Raw genomic sequence first — 19387 nt, 5'->3', positions numbered from 1 at the left:
TTGTATTTGAATATGAATGAGGTATTTATGCCAAGGAATATAGGTGATTTTATATAGATTATGATAGATAAATTTTTGGTATGGAGTGATAATATGGAAAGATTTTTTGTAGAGTTAGTCGGATCAACAAATGATTTTTTATGGTCTAAATTGTTAATTATTATGCTTGTTATTTGCGGAATTTATTTTACATTTAAATTGAATTTTGTACAGTTTCGAATGTTAAAAGAGATGGTCCGTGTATTAATGGAGGGGAAAAGTAGTTCTAAAGATCAAATCTCTCCTTTTCAAGCGTTTTGTATTGGTATGGCAGCCCGCGTTGGAACAGGGAATATCACAGGAATTGCGATTGCAATTGCATTAGGTGGTCCTGGAGCTGTATTTTGGATGTGGATTATTTCTATTATTAGCTCGGCCTCCAGTTTTGTCGAAAGCACATTAGCACAGATATATAAAGTAAAAGATAAAACTGGTTTCCGCGGTGGTCCATCCTATTATATGGAAAAAGGGTTGAATAAACGTTGGATGGGAGTATTATTCTCTATTTTAATCACAATTACTTTTGGTCTTGTATTCAATTCAGTACAATCAAATACAGTTACAATTGCTTTTCAAAACTCATTTGGTACAGATCGTCTAACAGTTGGGATAATCATGGCCATTGCTTTCGCTGCGATTATTTTTGGTGGTGTACAACGTATTGCAAAAATGGCTGAATACAAGGTGGTATTTTTAGCGGTATTATACATTGGAGTTGCATTATTTGTTGTAGTTACCAACATATCAAAAATGCCGGAAGTTCTTTCTCTTATTGTTCAAAACGCATTTGGTTTTAAACAAATAGCAGGCGGTTCAATTGGTGCAGCACTTATGAATGGAGTTAAACGTGGTTTATTTTCAAATGAAGCTGGTATGGGAAGTGCACCAAACGTTGCCGCAACAGCAACAACAAGTCATCCGGTGAAACAAGGACTGATTCAAGCATTTGGTGTATTAACGGATACACTGATCATTTGTACTAGCACTGCCTTTATTATTTTGCTGTCTGATGCATATAAACAACCGGGGTTAAATGGTATTGCACTTACACAAGCAGCATTAAGTGAACACATAGGTCCTTGGGCATCGGGTTGTCTTGCTATCTTTGTTTTTTTATTTGGATTTGGTGCGTTAATTGGTAACTATTATTATGGTGAAACAAATATTCGCTTCTTACATACAAGTAAAGTGTGGTTAATGATATACAGAATAAGTGTGTTGGCTATGATTGTATTTGGTTCTGTTGCAAAGATTCAAATTGTATGGGATTTAGCGGACTTATTTATGGGCTTTATGGTTATTATTAATTTAATTGCTATTACCTTACTTTCAAAAGTAGCATTTGCGGCGTTACAAGATTATATAAACCAGAAAAAAGCTGGTAAAGATCCTATTTTTTATAAAGAAAACATTAAAGGGCTTGAAAATATTGAATGTTGGGATAGTTATGAGAAAACTTCAAAAAAGAAAAGTGTGTAATAAGAAGGATATTCAGACTGCAATATGTCTGAATATTTTTCTTGGTTCTAGTGCAAATATTATTGATTATAGTAAAGAAAAAATCATTCTATATAAAGTTAATAGTACGGGGGAATATGATTAAATGATAAAGGATTCTAGCGTTCAAGTTGAGGGTCAAGAAAAAGTTTGCTTAGATCAATGGGTAGCTCATTATCGAACGTATGCAGCTAAGGGACGAAGCGCCAGTTATATTCCTGCTCTGGGGGAAATAAATGTATCGCAGTTAGGTATTTGTATAGTAAAGCCAGATGGAACAATGATAAAATCAGGAGATTGGGAGATACCTTTCACATTACAAAGTATATCAAAAGTAATCGGTTTTATAGCCGCTTGTTTAAGTCGCGGTATTTCTTATGTATTAGAACGAGTTGACGTAGAGCCAACTGGAGATGCCTTTAATTCAATTATTCGTTTAGAGATACATAAACCAGGAAAACCTTTTAATCCTATGATTAATGCTGGAGCAATTACGATAGCTTCACTTTTGCCAGGGACATCGGTGCAAGAAAAATTAGAATCTCTATACGTATTAATTGAAAAAATGATAGAGAAGCGTCCCGCTATTAATGAAATAGTATTTCAATCAGAATGGGAAACGGCTCATCGTAATAGAGCATTAGCATACTATTTAAAGGAGAATGGTTTTCTAGAATCAGATGTGGAGGAGACACTAGAGGTTTACCTAAAACAATGTTCGATTGAAATAAATACAGAAGATATTGCCTTAATAGGGCTTATACTAGCACATGATGGATATCATCCTATTCGCAAAGAACAAGTGCTCCCTAAAGAAGTAGCTAGGTTAACAAAAGCTTTAATGCTAACTTGTGGAATGTACAATGCTTCTGGAAAATTTGCTGCTTTCATTGGATTACCAGCTAAGAGTGGGGTATCGGGCGGAATTATGACACTTGTTCCCTCAAAATCTAGGAAGGATTTATCGTTCCAAGATGGATGTGGTATTGGTATTTACGGACCAGCCATTGATGAATATGGGAATAGTTTACCAGGAATTATGTTGTTAGAACATATTGCAAAAGAATGGGATTTAAGTATATTTTAAAAAGGAGCACAGATATTTTGGTGTTAGAGCGAGTCCAAAAGTGTTCAGACCTTATATTGTGTCTGAACATTTTTGAGTTATAAAGTATCTTTCTAAAGTAGAAGGGTGTAATGAATACTCACAATCTAGAATGCTTTCGTTTATATCTTATTTATCAGTTTTTGAAAAAAATAGAGTAAGTATTGTATTAATGCAAATAGGTTTGTATACTGACTGTTAGGCGAAAGTGAGAAGTGATTATTTTGAATCTTGGTAATTTAGTAAAAAAAGACATCTATATTCTCGTTTTAATGATACTTACAGTACCCTTAGTAGGTGAAATAAAGTCATTTCCTTTAAATGAAACATTTAGAATGAGCTTTGGCGCACCAACATTTTTCTTTTTTTTGTTATTGTTTCGACGAATTCCAGCATTTTTACCGGGTTTTTTAACAGCGATAGTCGTGGTAGTATTTCGTATCTCAATGGATGTCATTATAAAGGGAAATATGGATTGGCTAGCCGCTTTTCATACTCACTATCCTAGTTTTTTCTTTTATTTTACTTATTCGTATCTCTTTCATTTAGCAAAAATCAAACGTTTTTATCATCAACCACTAATGATTGGTTTTATTGGTTGCATGATTGAAATACTGTCAGACTGTGTGGAATTAATGATTCAATATTTCGTATTAAAAACATCGATCACATCCGAGGCAATAAATGAGATCATTGTTATCGCATGTTCCCATAGTTTTATAGTTCTAAGCTTTTTCAATATGATGAAATTGTATGAAGCGCAATCAAGGGAGAGACATATAAAGAAACAAAATGAACATATGCTCATGCTTATCTCTAATTTATATGAAGATGCTGTTCATTTAAAGAAAACATTACAAGATGCTGAGAATATAACAAAAAAATCCTATGATTTATATAAAACCTTAGACTCTTTTGAGCACAAACAGATGGATTTTCAGTTTGAGGATTTAAGGCAACAGGCATTACAAATTGCTGGTGAGGTCCATGATGTTAAAAAGGATAACCAACGTATTTTTGCGGGACTTTCAAAATTAATTTCTGATGAAAGTTTTACAGATTATATGTCTGTGCATGAACTAGTAAATATCATTATACGGGCAAATACGAAATATGCACGGTTGCTAGAGAAAGACATCCAATTTGTGTATAAAATTGATGGTGTGCATCCTCATTATCATATTTACACAATCTTATCTATTATAAATAATATCGTTACAAACGCTGTAGAAGCTATCCAAGGTATGGGAACCATCACAATTGACATTAATAAAGACCACCATTTTGTTGAATTTCAAATAGGCGATAATGGTCCTGGTATTTCTTCAAAATATAAAGATTCAATTTTTGAGCCTGGGTTTACTTCTAAATATGATGATTTAGGCAACCCATCGACAGGTATCGGATTATCGTATGTTAAAGAAATGGTCGAACAACTTGAAGGTGATGTTACGCTTGAGGACAGAACCGAAGGGAAAGGATCAATTTTTATAATTAGATTAGGGATTGATCATATAATTTCGAAAGGGTGATTCTATGTATTTTTATATAGTAGATGATGAAAAAGCGGTTCGCTCAATGTTGGCTCAAATTATCGAGGATGAAGATCTTGGGGAGGTTATAGGAGAAGCTGAGGATGGTTTATCTTTAGAGCAACAAATGGTAATCCTTAAAAATATAGACATTTTATTTATCGATTTGTTAATGCCGAATCAAGATGGAATAAAAACAATTCGTCAAATAAAACCTTCGTTTAAAGGGAAAATCATCATGGTCTCTCAAGTAGAATCAAAAGAATTAATTGCTGAAGCTTATTCGCTTGGTGTTGAATACTATATTATTAAGCCAATTAACCGGATTGAAGTATTAACAGTTGTTCGGAAAGTCATTGAACGAATTCGTTTGGAAAAATCGATAAAAAACATTCAAGAATCGCTTAATATGGTACTAAAATTGGATAGTAATTTAAGTACGCAAGAAAAATACCGTAGTGAAAAACATTTAAATACTTTCAATCATTTTCAAAATTCCATTCATTTTCTTTTGTCTGAATTAGGAATAGCCAGTGAAAGTGGAAGTAAAGATTTAATGGATATGCTAGATTATTTATATAAATATGAACAAGATAACACGTTGGAACAAGGCTTTCCCTCACTAAAAGAGATTTTTATGAATTTAGCTCAAAAAAAACTTGGGGATTCAGCTGAAGATGCCGAATTAAAAAGGTTCATAGAAGCTTCCAAACAACGGATTCGGAGAGCAATTTATCAATCATTAAACCATTTAGCATCCCTTGGACTTACTGATTTTTTAAACCCGAAGTTCGAAAATTATGCTTCTAGATTTTTTGATTTTACTACCGTAAGGAGAAAGATGACAGAATTGAATAATGAACCAACATTACCTGCTCGTATTGATACGAAAAAATTTATTCAAGTTCTTTATTTTGAAGCAAAACGAATACACTTGGAGTTAAGATGATAAACTCTTGCTAAGTATTATTTTCAATTGATAGATTGATAATTATTTTCATGTTATTGGTTTTATATAGTTTTTCTAAGAGAGGATTTTCCTTTATTTCATATTGGCTTTAAAATCAGAAAATTCCGTATCGATTCGGTAGAAGTGTATGAACTTAAAACAAAAGAATATGTATTTTTTACACATTAATATTCATTAAAAAAAACGAGTATTTTAACAATAAAATATAAATACATAGTAAGTTGAATTGAAAAAAAGATGCTATCTTCTGGCATCTTTTTTTCTTTAAGAGGAAATATCATTGATCCTTATATTATTTGAAATTCAAATGCGGGCATATAAATAAGGGAAAAGGAGATAATATTTAACAAATTATAATTGGAAATGGTATTTTAGGTCAGAAATGTTTTTATACTAATTAGGTTATTGGTACTAAATAAGCATAATGTCTCGCTTTTCTGCTCTTTAATCTTATCGTTATTTTTTATTAAGTACATATCGTTTTTTAGAAATCTCAATCCTAGCAGAGTATATAAATTGGGTGATAAAAATGTGGAACATAATTACTTCTTATCTTCCAGATTGGAAAGTCTTTGTACAAGCTTTTATCTTGTTTTTAATTCCGTATACTATCTCAAGATTTTTTCATTGGGTTCGTATGTCAGAGAAAGAGTGGGAAGAATGAGTTGGTGGAAGTCAAGAGACAAACAAGTGAAAAAAAATAATATTCAAAGTAAAACGAAACAAGAGCATAAACCATCTCAAAATACAAACGTTCATTTCACAAATGATTTTGCCTCTAACTTAGAACTTATAAAGCAACAAATCGGACATAATTCTGATGTTCGATTTCGGAAGTTTAATATTGGACGCACAGATATTCAGGCTGGGATCGTTTTTGTTGATGGTCTATCAGATAAAGAGATAATTGACAAACATATTATGAAATTACTAATGGATGATTTTTCTGATGAATATAAAAATGAATCTTCTTATGTGGAGGGGACTGTTTCAAAAGAATATATTAAAAATAAAGTTCTTACAATTAGTGAAGTAGCAGAAGTCCATTACATAAAAGATTTAATACCCAAAGTATTGATAGGTTCAACAGCTCTTTTAATTGATGGTTTAGCAGATGTGTTTATTCTTGGTACAACAAAAGCAAATAAACGAAACATTGAAGAACCAGTATCGGAGGCATTAGTCAGAGGGCCACGGGTCGGTTTTACTGAAGTATTAAGTGATAATACCTCACTTTTGCGACGACACTGTGCGGATGAGAGCTTATCATTAGTAAAGCTACCAGTAGGAGAACGTGCAAAGAAAGAGTTAGTCGTCGCATTTATTAAAGATCTTGCTAGTACAGAATTGGTGGATGAAATAAAAAACAGAATTCAGAAAATTGACATAGACAGTGTACTCGAATCTGGTTATATAGAGCAACTTATTGAAGATAATTATCTCAGTCCTTTTCCGCAGATTCAAAATACAGAACGACCTGATCGTGTTATTAGTGCTTTGATGGAAGGTCGAGTAGCTATTTTGTTAGATGGAACACCATTTGTTTTAATTGCTCCAGTTACATTTAGTATGCTGCTGCAATCACCAGAAGATTATTATGAAAGGTGGCTTCCTGGTACGCTTCTCCGCTTATTACGCTTCATGACAGCTTTTGTTTCATTATTTGCTCCAGCACTGTATATTTCTTTTATTTCATTTCATCCAGGATTAATTCCCACTAAGCTCGCTATTTCTATTATCGGATCGCGAGAAGGAGTTCCTTTTCCCGCTTTAATAGAAGCGTTAATTATGGAAGTAGCTATCGAAGTTTTACGAGAAGCAGGTTTACGTCTGCCTAAACCGATTGGACCGGCAATGGGAATTGTGGGCGGTTTAATAATTGGTCAGGCTGCCGTAGAAGCAGGAATTGTTAGTCCAATAATGGTTATCGTTGTTGCGGTAACAGCTATTTCTTCTTTTACTATTCCGCAATATAGTGTGGGAATTACGTTACGCATTCTTCGTTTTGTAGCTATGTTTTGTGCTGCGATATTTGGATTGTATGGAGTTATTCTCTTCTTTCTTTTACTTTGCAGTCATTTAGTGAAACTGAAAAGTTTTGGCGTTCCTTATACCAGCCCTGCTGTTCCATATCGATTCAGTGATTGGAAAGATTTTATGGTTCGCATGCCATTAAAAATAATGAGACGTCGACCGAAAATAATGCATACCAAAAAAACTATCCGCAAAAGGTAGCTGATGACGAAAGGAAGTGGCCTTCAGTGATTACTATACCTAAAGACCGAATAACAACTTCACAAGCAGTTGTTATTATTGTAAATTACATACTTGGGACAGGAATTCTTACTTTGCCCAGAGCATCTGTGGAAAAAGTGAAAACACCAGATGTATGGTTAAGTGTGATATTAGGTGGGATACTGGCAATGGTTTCAGGAGTAATTATGGTCAAATTAAGTCAGCAGTTTCCAGAAAAAACATTTTACCAATACAGTCAAGATATTGTAGGGAAATGGATAGGGAGATTGCTTAGTTTTCTTATTATAGGGTATTTTCTTACAACTTCAGCATTTCAAATTCGTTCAATGGCAGAAGTAATAAGCTTTTTTTTACTAGAAGGAACCCCCACATGGGCTATTGTTATGCCTTTTATGTGGATAGGTCTCTATTTGATTATGGGTGGTATTAATTCAATTGCACGGATGTTTGAAATAATATTTCCTATTACTGTTTTTATTTTTTTAATCATTTCCTTTATGAGTATCGGAATATTCGAGATAGATAATCTCCGTCCCGTATTAGGTTTGGGAATTAAACCAGTGTTAGATGGGATAAAAACAACGTCTCTCGCATATACAGGTCCTGAAATTATGTTAATTCTTTTGGTATTTATGGAACAACGAAAGAAAGCAGTAAAAGCTATTTTAGTTGGAATTTCTATTCCGTTAATCTTTTATGTAATAACTGTTGTAATGGTCATTGGTGCATTATCAATTGATGGGGTTGTAACAAGAACATGGCCGACAATTGACCTTATGCGCAGTTTTGAAATTTCTGGTTTGATATTTGAACGTTTTGAATCTTTACTGCTTGTAATATGGATTATGCAAATATTTGCTACCTATACGATTAGTTATTATGCAGCTGCATTAGGATTAGCACAACTCTTTAAAAAGAGTATTCATCCATTTATTTTTGCTTTGATTCCAATCATTTACATCATTGCTATGACTTCGAAAAATATAAATGACTTGCTTAAATTGGGGGATATGCTCGGTAATGCTGCTTTATTTTTATTTGGTTTACTGCCACTGCTTCTTCTTATTATTACGCGATTAAAAGGAGGAGTAGTGTGAAACATAAATTTAATTATATGCGGTTCTATTTGGCTTTGTTATGGACGCTTTTGCTTCTATTTTTAACAGGGTGTTGGAGCAGTAAAGAAGTAGAAGAATTGAGTTTAACTGCAGGTATAGCACTAGATAAAGGGAAGGATTCAACAATTGAGAAAGAGGATGAGGAAGGAGGTTATCCTAAAAGAAACCTTATAACAGCTACTTATCAAATTGTTAGTTCGCAAGCACAAAGTAAAGGAAATGGACAACAAAAACGTTATATAAATGTTTCTGAGACCGGTGATTCCATTCATCAAATTGTTCGTGAGTTTTCATTGAAAAGAGAGAGCACAATGTTCAGCCCACATTTAAAAAATATTGTTATTAGCGATAGTCTTGTACGTACATACAGTTTAGAACAATTACTTGAACAGTATCTCCGTGACAATGAAGTTCGGCTTAGCTGTATGCTCTTAATTAGCAAGGGTCTAGCGAAGGAGGTACTGGAATCAAACAAAAAAGGAGAAATCCCAGCATTTCGTTTGTCTGGAATTGCAGATAATAGAAATAGAACAACAAGGATTTTACCTCCTGTATCGCTCGCTAAATTGGAAGGAAAGATGCGGTCAGGGGCCAGTTTTCTTTTGCAAAATGTAATCTCGATAAATGGGGAAACAAAATTTGCAGGAGCTGCTGTAATTAAAGGGAAGACAAAAAAGTTGATGGGCTTTTTAAATGAGCAGGAATTGGAAGGAGTAGTATGGATAAACGGAAAAAGGAATGGTGGTGTGGTAAAAACTTTTGATAAAGAATCAAAGAAACTCATTATATACGAAATAAAGTCAATAAAAAGCAAAATCATACCACATGTTAACGGAAATAATATTTCCTTTGATGTAAACATTGAATCAGAAGGGCGTTTGTCTGAAAATTGGATGCAATCAGGAAAAGATTTTGAAAATGAATTTTTGAAAAGGGAAGAAAAAGCTATTGAAAAAGAAGTAAAGCACTTAGTACATCATGTTACAAAAAAAATACAAAAAGAATACCAAGTCGATATTGCGGGTTTTGGCAACCAATTAAGAATTAAGCACCCGAGAACATGGGAGAAAGTCAAAAAAGATTGGGATCGAACATTTAGTAAGGTACCGATTAAATATCATATAAATGTAACTATACAAGATTATGGAGCGTCAAGTTTAAAACGGTGAGATACCTTAATTGAAATTATATTTGCATCAAAACAAAAAGTTACAAAAATTTTAATTTAAAAATTTTTGTAACTTTTTGTTTTTTTATGTCCTTCTTATTATAGATTAAAGAAATGATTTTACCCTATACATTTCTTTTGCGTTATAAAAGTAAATCACAATAGTTACTATTGGTGTGTTATTTAACGTTAGGAAAGAGGAATCGCTATATGTCTTGAATAGGAGGGAGTTTGAAGTGCAAGCGAAAGCAGTGCAAATAGAAGAAATCTATCAAGAAATATTAGACGGTAAAAGAAGTAGGTTTCCACCGAATACATGGAAAGAAGATAGCAATAGAGAGCTATCTAAAAGGGTCACAAAATATTTAATTGAAACAATTTTAAAATGGAATGAAGAGGATATTAAACAAAAATGGAATACGCCTTTAATTATAAAATATCGATTACTCGGCGCGCTCAAACATAGTTATGATAATAGTCCCTATAAGATGATTGAAGACTTATATCCCAATAGATTTAAAGAGTGGGAGTTTGGTATGGCACCATTAAATTTTTGGACTAAAGAAAAAGCTCTTGAAGCATTAAAATGGACTGTTGAAGAAAAAGAAAAGCTAAGTAAAGTAGAACTATTCAAATTCTATAGTAAAAAATGGTTAGAGAAAAATAAACTCAGTGCACCATTAGTTATGTATTGGAATGGTAGTCCTTATGCAATGATAAATTCTTTATATCCTAATAAATTTAAAGAGTGGGAATTTAGTATGACTCCTAACAATTTTTGGACTAAAGAAAAAGCATTGGTAGCATTAAGGTGGACTATTGAAGAAAAAGAAAAATTAACTTCTTTTCAATTATTACAAGTTTACAGTGTAAAATGGCTTACTATTCATAATTTAATTTCTCCTTGTCAAATATTCTGGAATAACAGTCCGTACGCCATGATCAATGACTTATATCCTGGTCAAAATAAAGAATGGGAATATAAATTCACACCTACCGGATTTTGGACTGAAAAAAAAGCATTAGAGGCGCTGAAGTGGACTATTGAAGAAAAGGAAAAACTAACAGAGGGGCAATTACTATCTATTTACACACAAAGATGGTTAATTAAACATAAGTTATGGACACCATTAAGAAGATATTGGAAGGGAAGTCCATACAATATGTTAAATACTTTATACCCTAATCGTTATGCAAAAGATATGTTAAAAGGTTATAAAAATAAATAATGATTATATTAGAAGTCTTACTTATATCATACAATATCAAGTTTAAGATAGAGTTAATGAACTCTTAACTTAATTATAGGAGCGAAATTATATGTCACCTTTACGAGATGAAGCATTAAAAATGCATAAAGAAAAACAGGGGAAGATTGGTGTTTATTCTAAAGTTAAAGTACAAAATTCAACAGATTTAAGTCTCGCTTACTCACCAGGTGTTGCTGAGCCATGCTTAGAGATTTATAAAGATGAAAGCAAAGTATATGATTATACAATGAAAGGGAACCTAGTTGGAGTTATATCTGATGGAACTGCAGTATTAGGTCTTGGGAATATTGGACCTAAAGCAGCTATGCCAGTGATGGAGGGAAAAGCTTTACTTTTCAAATCATTTGCTGAGATCGATGCTTTTCCTATTTGTTTAAACACTAATAATCCGGATAAGATTGTTGAGGTTGTTAAATTATTAGAACTAAATTTTGGTGGGATAAACTTAGAAGATATTGCAGCACCTCAATGCTTTGAAATTGAGGAGCGCCTAAGAAAATCTTGTGATATTCCTGTTTTCCATGATGATCAACACGGTACAGCTATTGTAACGATTGCTGGCCTAATTAATGCACTTAAGTTAACAAATAAAAAAATTGAAGATGTTCAAATCGTTGTAAATGGCGCTGGTGCTGCTGGGATAGCCATTGTTAAGTTGTTACTCCATATGCATGTGAAAAATGTTATTTTGTGTGACACAAAAGGGATAGTATATGAACAGCGACCTATTGGAATGAATGCGCTTAAAGAAGAAATAGCTCGTATTACAAATATAGAACAGAAGCGGGGAAGATTAGCAGAGGCCCTGATTGATGCTGATGTATTTATTGGCGTATCAGCTGCAGGTGTAGTTGATGAGGATATGGTTCGTTCTATGAATCATAATCCTATTATTTTTGCCTTGGCTAACCCTACACCTGAAATTATGCCTAATAAAGCAAAAATAGCAGGAGCACTAGTAGTTGGTACAGGACGTTCTGACTTTCCTAATCAAGTAAATAATGTATTAGCTTTCCCTGGAGTTTTTCGTGGAGCCTTAGATGTACAAGCAAAAGAAATTAATGAAGAAATGAAGCTAGCAGCTGTTTATGCAATAGCTGATTTAATTTCAGAAGAAGAGCTTCATGTCAACTATGTCATTCCAAATCCGTTTGATCCTAGGGTGGTGCCACATGTAGCATATGCTGTCGCACGTGCTGCAGTAGAAACCGGTGTTTCAAGAAAAAATATCAGCATGTCTGAAATTAAAAACAATCTATTCAGGTTAACAAAAGAGACAAATATATTAAAATAAATATTTTTCTTAAGAAAATATTATGTAGTAAAGGTTATCTACTTAGTTCTTAGCGTATAAAAAATTAAATTATGTATACCTCCCTTTCTGATATTGGTAAAAAGCATATATTTATTCCTTGTGAAGTATGAAAATTAACAAAGTCTTAAAAGGAGCGAGTTTAAAAGATGATTGTTCTTCAGGTAGTTTTAGCAATTTTTATTGTAGTAGGGGGATTCATAAAAATTTTCCATATATCTTTTCAGGTAGAACATTGGCAACAATATCAATATTCATTATGGTTTATGTCTATAATTGGTTTGGTTGAAATTGTTGGAGCAATAGGTATAATCGGTGGTATTTGGAATCAATACTTAGCGCTAGGAGCAAATACATTAATAGCAGTTCTCATGGTCGGAGCTATTCATGCTCATATGTTTCGAGCAAAACAATCTATTTTAATGGCAATTCCTGCATTACTTTGTTTCATACTATCTATGGGGATAATTATTTGGAATTTAAATACATTTTCTTAAGCTTAACTATAAATTGTTAAAATAAGTAATTATTAGAGGGATGTGTAAGCTCTATTTAAAATGTTGAATAGTTAAAGATTATTAATTCATAAAAATTATCACCATTTTACTCTCGTTTTTAATAGTTCTATGAATAGAAAGTCTCTTCATTTTTTTTATGCATGCTTGTAAACGAAATACGAAAACATAACTCATTATAGGAAGGAGAATTTTGAAATTCTATTGATAAACCCAGTAATTGTAATAGCCCTTATTTAGAATAATAATTTCAAAATCAATAAAATTTAGAGTAGAAGGAGCAAGAGCAAATTATTATGAATAAACAAATAGGATTCATCGGATGTGGAAACATGGGTATTGCTATGATAGGTGGGATGATAAAAAAAAATATAGTTTCTCCAGATCAAATAATTTGTTCAGATTTAAACGTCATTAATTTAAAAAATGCTAGTAATGAATATGGCATAACTATAACTACTAACAACAATGAAGTCGCTAACAGTGCTGACATTTTAATTTTATCAATCAAACCAGATTTATACTCATCGGTAATTAACCAAATAAAAGATCAAATAAAAAATGATGTAATCGTTGTAACTATTGCTGCAGGAAAAAGTATTAAGAGCACTGAGAATGAATTTGGTAGAAAGTTAAAGGTTGTTAGAGTAATGCCTAATACACCGGCACTTGTTGGAGAAGGAATGTCTGCGTTATGTTTTAATGAAATGGTTACAGAAAAAGATATAAAAGAGGTACTGAACATATTTAATATTTTCGGCCAGACGGAGGTCATAAATGAAAAACTAATGGATGTTGTTACATCTATTAGTGGTTCTTCTCCAGCATATGTGTATATGTTTATAGAAGCCATGGCAGATGCTGCTGTACTTGGTGGTATGCCGAGAAAACAAGCTTATAAATTTGCGGCTCAGGCTGTATTAGGTTCTGCAAAAATGGTATTGGAAACAGGAATACATCCAGGTGAATTGAAGGATATGGTTTGTTCTCCAGGTGGAACGACGATAGAAGCTGTAGTAACGCTAGAAGAAAAAGGTTTAAGAACAGTTATCATTTCAGCTATGAAACGTTGTACGCAAAAATCTATGGAAATGTCTAGTTTAACTAGTAAGTGAGAAGCGAATTTATATAATATTTCAAATCTATTTAATGTAAAAGAAATATTATGAGGCTAGTTAATAACTAAGTAAATTTATATACAACACTAACGAGAAGAACCAACCTTATTTTAAAGGGGATACAGAAAATATGAGTAATTTACTAAAAAAGAAATCCGTTACACAATTGTTAGAGCATAATCAAAGCAAGACTTTAACGAAAACATTAGGAGCATTTGATTTAATTATGTTAGGGATAGGCTCGATAGTTGGAACGGGGGTTCTTGTGTTAACTGGATTAGTAGCAGCAAGAGATGCTGGTCCAGCAGTTATTTTTTCATTTATACTTGCAGCAATTATATGTGGATTTATAGCATTATGTTACGCGGAAATTGCTTCTACACTCCCGGCGTCTGGTAGTGTATATACGTACTCATATGCAACAATTGGTGAGTTTGTTGCTCATCTAGTAGGTTGGTCATTGCTGTTAATATATATCGTGGCAACAGCAGCTGTCGCTGCTGGATGGACAGGCTATTTCCACAATTTAATAAAGGGATTTGGATTAGAGATACCTAAAGCTCTAGTAACGATTCCTTCGCATGGTGGTATTGTGAATCTACCAGCAGTAATTATTACATTGATATTAGCATGGATGTTATCCCGTGGTACGAGGGAAAGCAAACGAATCAATAATACAATGGTATTGATTAAAATTGGAATGATTTTGTTGTTTATTACGGTTGGTATATTCTATGTAAAACCAATGAACTGGATACCAATTGCACCATACGGTTTAAGTGGAGTTTTTACGGGTGGAGCAGCTATTTTATTCGCTTTTACGGGTTTTGATATATTAGCAACTTCAGCAGAAGAAGTAAAAGATCCGAAACGTAATCTTCCAATCGGTATTATTGCATCATTAATCATATGTACAATTATTTATGTTATGGTATGCCTTGTTATGACAGGAATGGTTTCCTATAAAGAATTAAATGTTCCTGAGGCAATGGCGTATGTAATGGAAGTTGTAGGACAAGGAAAAGTCGCTGGTGCAATTGCTGCAGGTGCTGTAATTGGCCTTATGGCTGTTATTTTTTCCAATATGTATGCGGCAACACGAGTATTCTTTGCAATGAGTCGTGATGGATTGTTACCGAAATCATTTGCGAAAGTTAATAAGAAAACTGGAGCACCCACTTTTATAACTGGATTAGCAGGAATAGGGAGCTCTATAATAGCTGGGTTTATTGATTTGAAAGAATTAGTTAATTTAGTTAATATCGGTAGTTTGGTGACATTTGCGTTAGTTTGTCTATCAGTTATTATCCTTCGTAAATCACACCCAAATTTAAAACGTGGATTTATGGTACCTTTTGTACCTGTATTACCATGCGTTGCAATTGTATGCTGTGTGTTTTTAATGCTAAATTTACCGTTAAGGACATGGGTGTACTTTAGTATTTGGATTACTATTGGGGTAGTAGTATATTTCCTTTATTCGATAAAACACAGTAATTTAAATGAGGAAACGATCTCGAAATTACATGATAAAATTGCGAGATAATAACGATCGAAAATTTTATTAATAATCATATTGATAGTTGAGTAACATAGAAGCAGTTTTTTGACATTTAGCAAGAGATAAAATAAGAGATGCTAGGGCAGCTAAGTACTTTTTTAGAAACCTTGCTTGTTTTTTACGATTTAAAACTGCTAAGGAGAGAGAAGTATGAGTGAATTGCATTTTATGAGTATAGAAGAATTGGATAATAAATTGAAAAAATCTGACAGTGGTATTTATTTCATTAAAGACTATAATGACAATATTATTTATGTAGGCAAGGCTTTTAGTATAAAAAGTAGAGTATTAGCTCATTTTAATAGTTATTCCAATATTGAGGAATATGTACATTTATTTAATAAAGTAGCGTATCTCATTGAAGATAGTTTGTTAAAACGCTCATTGTTACAAGTTACTTACATGATTAAATATAAACCCGTATTAAACAAAGAAGTACAAAAAGAATTTCCAGAGTTGTATACTCAATACATTAAGCAGACAAATAAAAAATCTATGTTGTTAGAAATTGATGAAGCTAAAGAAAAAAGGGATGAGTTAAAGAATAAATTAGTAAAATTAGTGGGTGGAAAAACTATGTTTTATGACATAATTTCTCTGTTAAATAATGGATATAACTATCATGTCCTCGCAAAAGTATTGAGCATAGAACTTCAAACTTTAATTATAATAAAAGAACACCGAAATAAATTCCCGATACCACATAATTATAAGAGGACAATAAAACATCAAGATATAATGTATGCTTTATCTGGAAAAAAGAATTTAAGTACTTAAAGGTTAAACACTTAACTTTAAAATAGTAAATTCGTTGCTTTTGTAGCTTTTATTGTTATATTGAAATGCAATGTACATTTGTGTTTCAAATTTAATTGGTGAAATAAGGGGAGGGAAAGGGTTCCTATAAAAATACTGGAATAAATTAGGTTATTCATGCGTAAATAGCATAATTAGGTACATGTTATTTATAAATATTCAAAGATACGAAAGTAATACAAATGAAATTCTTATTTCTGCTACTACAAGTACTATTGAGCAAATGAAGTATGAAAGTGCTTTTGAACTAGGAGTCACACGGGGACCTGATACATCACATCATCTGCAAATGGTTCGGATCGGTGGAGAGATTACAAAACGCTTAGTTTGAATGGCTGAAAAACAGTTAACAGGTCAATACAGACTACACTAAGAAAATAATCCGTATATATATATATGGATTATTTTTCCTTTAATTTACAAAAAAATAAATTTCGAAATTGAAAAAACCTCTCAGATTCCTTTGTAATAAACTTTTTTATTTGCGTTAATGACATAGGTATCAAAAGATAATCAACCCGATACGAACGATGTATGAGCCTTTAAAAGAGTTTTGGTGTTATTTGCAATTTTAATTTCATAATACTTAAGCCGATATAATAAAATGTTTTATGTCTAAATCGATATAAAGGAATAGTTTTTTAGTGATATTTCTTTTTTTATAGAATAAGCAAAACCTGATATTGTAGTAAGAATTGTTTTGAGGTCAATTTACTGTGCATCTTGGTTATTGAAGTTTTTTGTTGATTAACAACTATTGTATTTGGAAATTAATAATAAGTTTATCTCGCTATTTGCCAGGCAGTAAGACCCCCACCTCAAAATTCAGCGGAAGCAAAGAAGTTAGGTGGGGGGCGGGCTGCCCGTAAAAGCCCGATTGGTGTGGGCTAATAATCAGTGGGGATGAACAAAACCCCCACTGATTAAAGTTTCACTTTATGTGATGCGGTAATAAAACTATCTAGTTTGCTATTTTTAGTATTTGTAAAGTCTATATATTTTCCTCTTTTGTGGAAAGTAAAACTAATGTTGCGACCAGTAATATAGTGTCATTTTTTTGAATATTCCATTGTTTCTTCGTGTTTAGTTGAGTACTTGAATTTCCTCCATCTTGTACTTTTCAAAGCATAGTGCTTCAAAAATAGCCGTATCGCTTTCATCTGTTTCCAAATTCACAACTTCTTTATTATCTTTTTCTAAAATTTGGAGGAAAATAGTTTTTCAGTTTCACATGTAAATTAGCAGTATTTATTTTTTGAATTCAATTTGTAGAAAGGATTGAATTGGAACTTTGACTGTTATTTCTTGCGGTGGTACAGTATCTCCTGTTACTTCGCTTTATTTTAAATCTTTTTCCAGCTTGGTCCTCGCATTGACTACCACTGTATTTTGTAGTACTTCACTATTTTCTCAAGTTCAATAATTATATTTTGTAGAATTAAGAAAAGAACTTAGCTTATTTCCTTTACTTTACTTATCTACTCTGATATTTAGATGCTAACTACAATTAAATAATATATGATTTTTATAAAAAAGATATAGTAATATTTTGTTGTGAATTGTACTAATTTGATATTTTATAGTATTATTTGTCGTGAATTATATATAACAGAATATATTTTATGGATCTATAAAGGAGAATGTAATGAATACTTCTATCGATATACAACACTTGTGTGATCTTGCACATAAAGCATTTAATGCCCCTGTACATATTTTATCTGCAGACAAAAAAATTTTATATCATTCTACATCTGATAATGTTTGTAGTCCTTTTTATTCTTCAAAAGAAGAACATCTTACTGATATTTATCAAGAAAACGATCCCTTTAACTTGCCACTTTTCCGAAGTAACAACTATCTTGAAAATTTTGTTCTAATTCATATAGAAAATCATGATGATATTAAAGGGACTATCATAATCGGTCCTACTATACATCCAAAAGATTCAGATGATATGATCATAAAATTTCAGAAAGAATTTAAATCAAATGATAACATTCAAGAAAGACTTGCCTATTATCAGTGTTTATCTGAGATTAAAAAAACTACATTAATTGATATGGGAATTTTATTACATTACATGATTTTCAATGAAAAGTTAGATGTAGATATTGTCTTGGAAAAAAATAAAGTACTAGAGGAAATTCCTAATAAAAATGTGAAACCTGATTTATATATTTTAAAACGCCGACAAAACAAACCTAAAACGCACAATATGGCATTAGTAAATGATTTCTTTTCGACTATTAAAGAAGGGAATAAAAAAAAGTTAATACAGTATATGTATGCGGTTTCGCAAGAAGATGTTGAACTTATGCTAATAGAGGATCCGCTCAGGAATCAAAAAAACCTTGGAATTATTGCGATTACCTTAGCCACTCGATATGCAATAGAAGGAAACCTGCCACCAGATATTGCTTTTGCCCATAGTATTTTATATATACAAACCCTAGAACAATTAGATAATGTAGAATCTGTAAAGCGATTGTCAGGGGACGCTTTACGTACCTTTGCAGATCGTGTGAAAGAATACAATGCAAAAAAGTATTCTTACGCGGTTACTACATGTATAAAACATATTAATAAAAATGTTTACGATGGAATATCTCTGAATGAACTTGCTAATCATTTAGAAATTACGCCTACTTATCTGTCTAAACTATTTAAAAAAGAAATGGGAATTACTTTAAGCGAATATATTCAAAGGGAAAGAGTGGAAGAAGCAAAAAAATTATTAACACTCACTACTTATTCGTTATCAGATATCTGTGCGTGGCTTAACTTTAATGACCAAAGTTATTTTATAAGAGTTTTCAAAAAAATCACTAGTATGACTCCTAGGCAGTACCGTGAAAAATATACAGTAATATAAGCTTGTTATCTGCTGTCTTCAATGTAAAGACTTAAACATGGGTATAAGTATCCCAAAAAATGAAAATACACTAACCATTATTTTGCTAAAGAAAACAAAAAGACAGAAGGCTGCAAAGTGTTTCAAGTAAGCTTTGCAGCTTTTTTGTAATTTAAAACCTATGTTTATAACGATGATAAGTTTATAGACTAATATCTTCATACTGAATATTTGTTAATAATGATATTAGGATGT

Annotated in this window: 16 protein-coding genes; 15 read left to right on the top strand and 1 reads right to left on the bottom strand. The window is 32.2% G+C overall.

The features are described 5' to 3' along the window. Window positions 1-93 precede the first annotated feature (93 nt). The 14 genes from GBN91_RS10870 to GBN91_RS10805 all read left to right on the top strand — a co-directional run bounded on the left by GBN91_RS10870 (window position 94) and on the right by GBN91_RS10805 (window position 16609). A complete protein-coding gene (locus GBN91_RS10870; RefSeq protein ID WP_152121475.1) occupies window positions 94-1518 on the top strand; it encodes an alanine/glycine:cation symporter family protein in 1425 nt (474 codons plus the stop codon). Between the two features lie 124 nt (window positions 1519-1642). Then, complete coding sequence (gene glsA, locus GBN91_RS10865) at window positions 1643-2623, top strand: glutaminase GlsA (RefSeq protein WP_000588656.1); 981 nt, start codon at window positions 1643-1645, stop codon at window positions 2621-2623. A gap of 233 nt (window positions 2624-2856) precedes the next feature. After that, on the top strand, window positions 2857-4173 hold the full coding sequence (locus tag GBN91_RS10860) for a sensor histidine kinase (protein ID WP_152121474.1): 1317 nt from the start codon (window positions 2857-2859) through the stop codon (window positions 4171-4173). A 4-nt stretch (window positions 4174-4177) separates the two neighbouring features. Next, complete coding sequence (locus tag GBN91_RS10855) at window positions 4178-5122, top strand: response regulator (protein WP_000274085.1); 945 nt, start codon at window positions 4178-4180, stop codon at window positions 5120-5122. 681 nt (window positions 5123-5803) lie between these two features. Beyond that, on the top strand, window positions 5804-7378 hold the full coding sequence (locus tag GBN91_RS10850) for a spore germination protein (protein WP_000119234.1): 1575 nt from the start codon (window positions 5804-5806) through the stop codon (window positions 7376-7378). 26 nt (window positions 7379-7404) lie between these two features. Then, window positions 7405-8496, top strand: a complete 1092-nt coding sequence (locus tag GBN91_RS10845) for a spore germination protein (RefSeq protein WP_000628606.1) — start codon at window positions 7405-7407, stop codon at window positions 8494-8496. Next, window positions 8493-9686 carry a Ger(x)C family spore germination protein gene (locus GBN91_RS10840; RefSeq protein WP_000680793.1) on the top strand — a complete coding sequence of 398 codons (1194 nt, stop codon included), beginning with the start codon at window positions 8493-8495 and terminating at the stop codon, window positions 9684-9686. The genes GBN91_RS10845 and GBN91_RS10840 overlap by 4 nt, the downstream gene beginning before the upstream one ends. Window positions 9687-9921: 235 nt before the next feature. Beyond that, window positions 9922-10914 carry a DUF4046 domain-containing protein gene (locus GBN91_RS10835; RefSeq protein ID WP_001148033.1) on the top strand — a complete coding sequence of 331 codons (993 nt, stop codon included), beginning with the start codon at window positions 9922-9924 and terminating at the stop codon, window positions 10912-10914. Between the two features lie 91 nt (window positions 10915-11005). Then, a complete protein-coding gene (locus GBN91_RS10830) occupies window positions 11006-12250 on the top strand; it encodes an NAD(P)-dependent malic enzyme (protein WP_000074777.1) in 1245 nt (414 codons plus the stop codon). 167 nt (window positions 12251-12417) lie between these two features. Next, window positions 12418-12765 carry a DoxX family protein gene (locus GBN91_RS10825; RefSeq protein WP_000636506.1) on the top strand — a complete coding sequence of 116 codons (348 nt, stop codon included), beginning with the start codon at window positions 12418-12420 and terminating at the stop codon, window positions 12763-12765. A 314-nt stretch (window positions 12766-13079) separates the two neighbouring features. Then, window positions 13080-13898, top strand: coding sequence for a pyrroline-5-carboxylate reductase (gene proC, locus GBN91_RS10820; protein WP_152121473.1), 819 nt, complete (start codon window positions 13080-13082; stop codon window positions 13896-13898). Between the two features lie 133 nt (window positions 13899-14031). Next, complete coding sequence (locus GBN91_RS10815; protein WP_016122783.1) at window positions 14032-15447, top strand: amino acid permease; 1416 nt, start codon at window positions 14032-14034, stop codon at window positions 15445-15447. 165 nt (window positions 15448-15612) lie between these two features. Further along, window positions 15613-16239 carry a GIY-YIG nuclease family protein gene (locus GBN91_RS10810; RefSeq protein WP_001292161.1) on the top strand — a complete coding sequence of 209 codons (627 nt, stop codon included), beginning with the start codon at window positions 15613-15615 and terminating at the stop codon, window positions 16237-16239. A 181-nt stretch (window positions 16240-16420) separates the two neighbouring features. After that, entirely contained in the window at window positions 16421-16609 is a 189-nt protein-coding gene (locus tag GBN91_RS10805) for an alpha/beta-type small acid-soluble spore protein (RefSeq protein WP_000897408.1), read from the top strand. 752 nt (window positions 16610-17361) lie between these two features. Here the strand turns inward: GBN91_RS10805 and GBN91_RS10800 are convergent. Further along, a complete protein-coding gene (locus tag GBN91_RS10800; protein WP_076876078.1) occupies window positions 17362-17493 on the bottom strand; it encodes a peptidase in 132 nt (43 codons plus the stop codon). 430 nt (window positions 17494-17923) lie between these two features. Here GBN91_RS10800 and GBN91_RS10790 point away from each other — a divergent pair, with 430 nt between their 5' ends. Further along, on the top strand, window positions 17924-19153 hold the full coding sequence (locus GBN91_RS10790) for a helix-turn-helix domain-containing protein (protein WP_001097903.1): 1230 nt from the start codon (window positions 17924-17926) through the stop codon (window positions 19151-19153). Window positions 19154-19387: the final 234 nt, after the last annotated feature.

This window comes from Bacillus sp. B1-WWTP-T-0.5-Post-4, from assembly GCF_009183795.1.
GTDB classification, from domain to species: Bacteria; Bacillota; Bacilli; order Bacillales; family Bacillaceae_G; genus Bacillus_A; species Bacillus_A cereus.
Note: the sequence above shows the minus strand (reverse complement) of the source record. Positions and strands in the feature narration are given on the sequence as shown.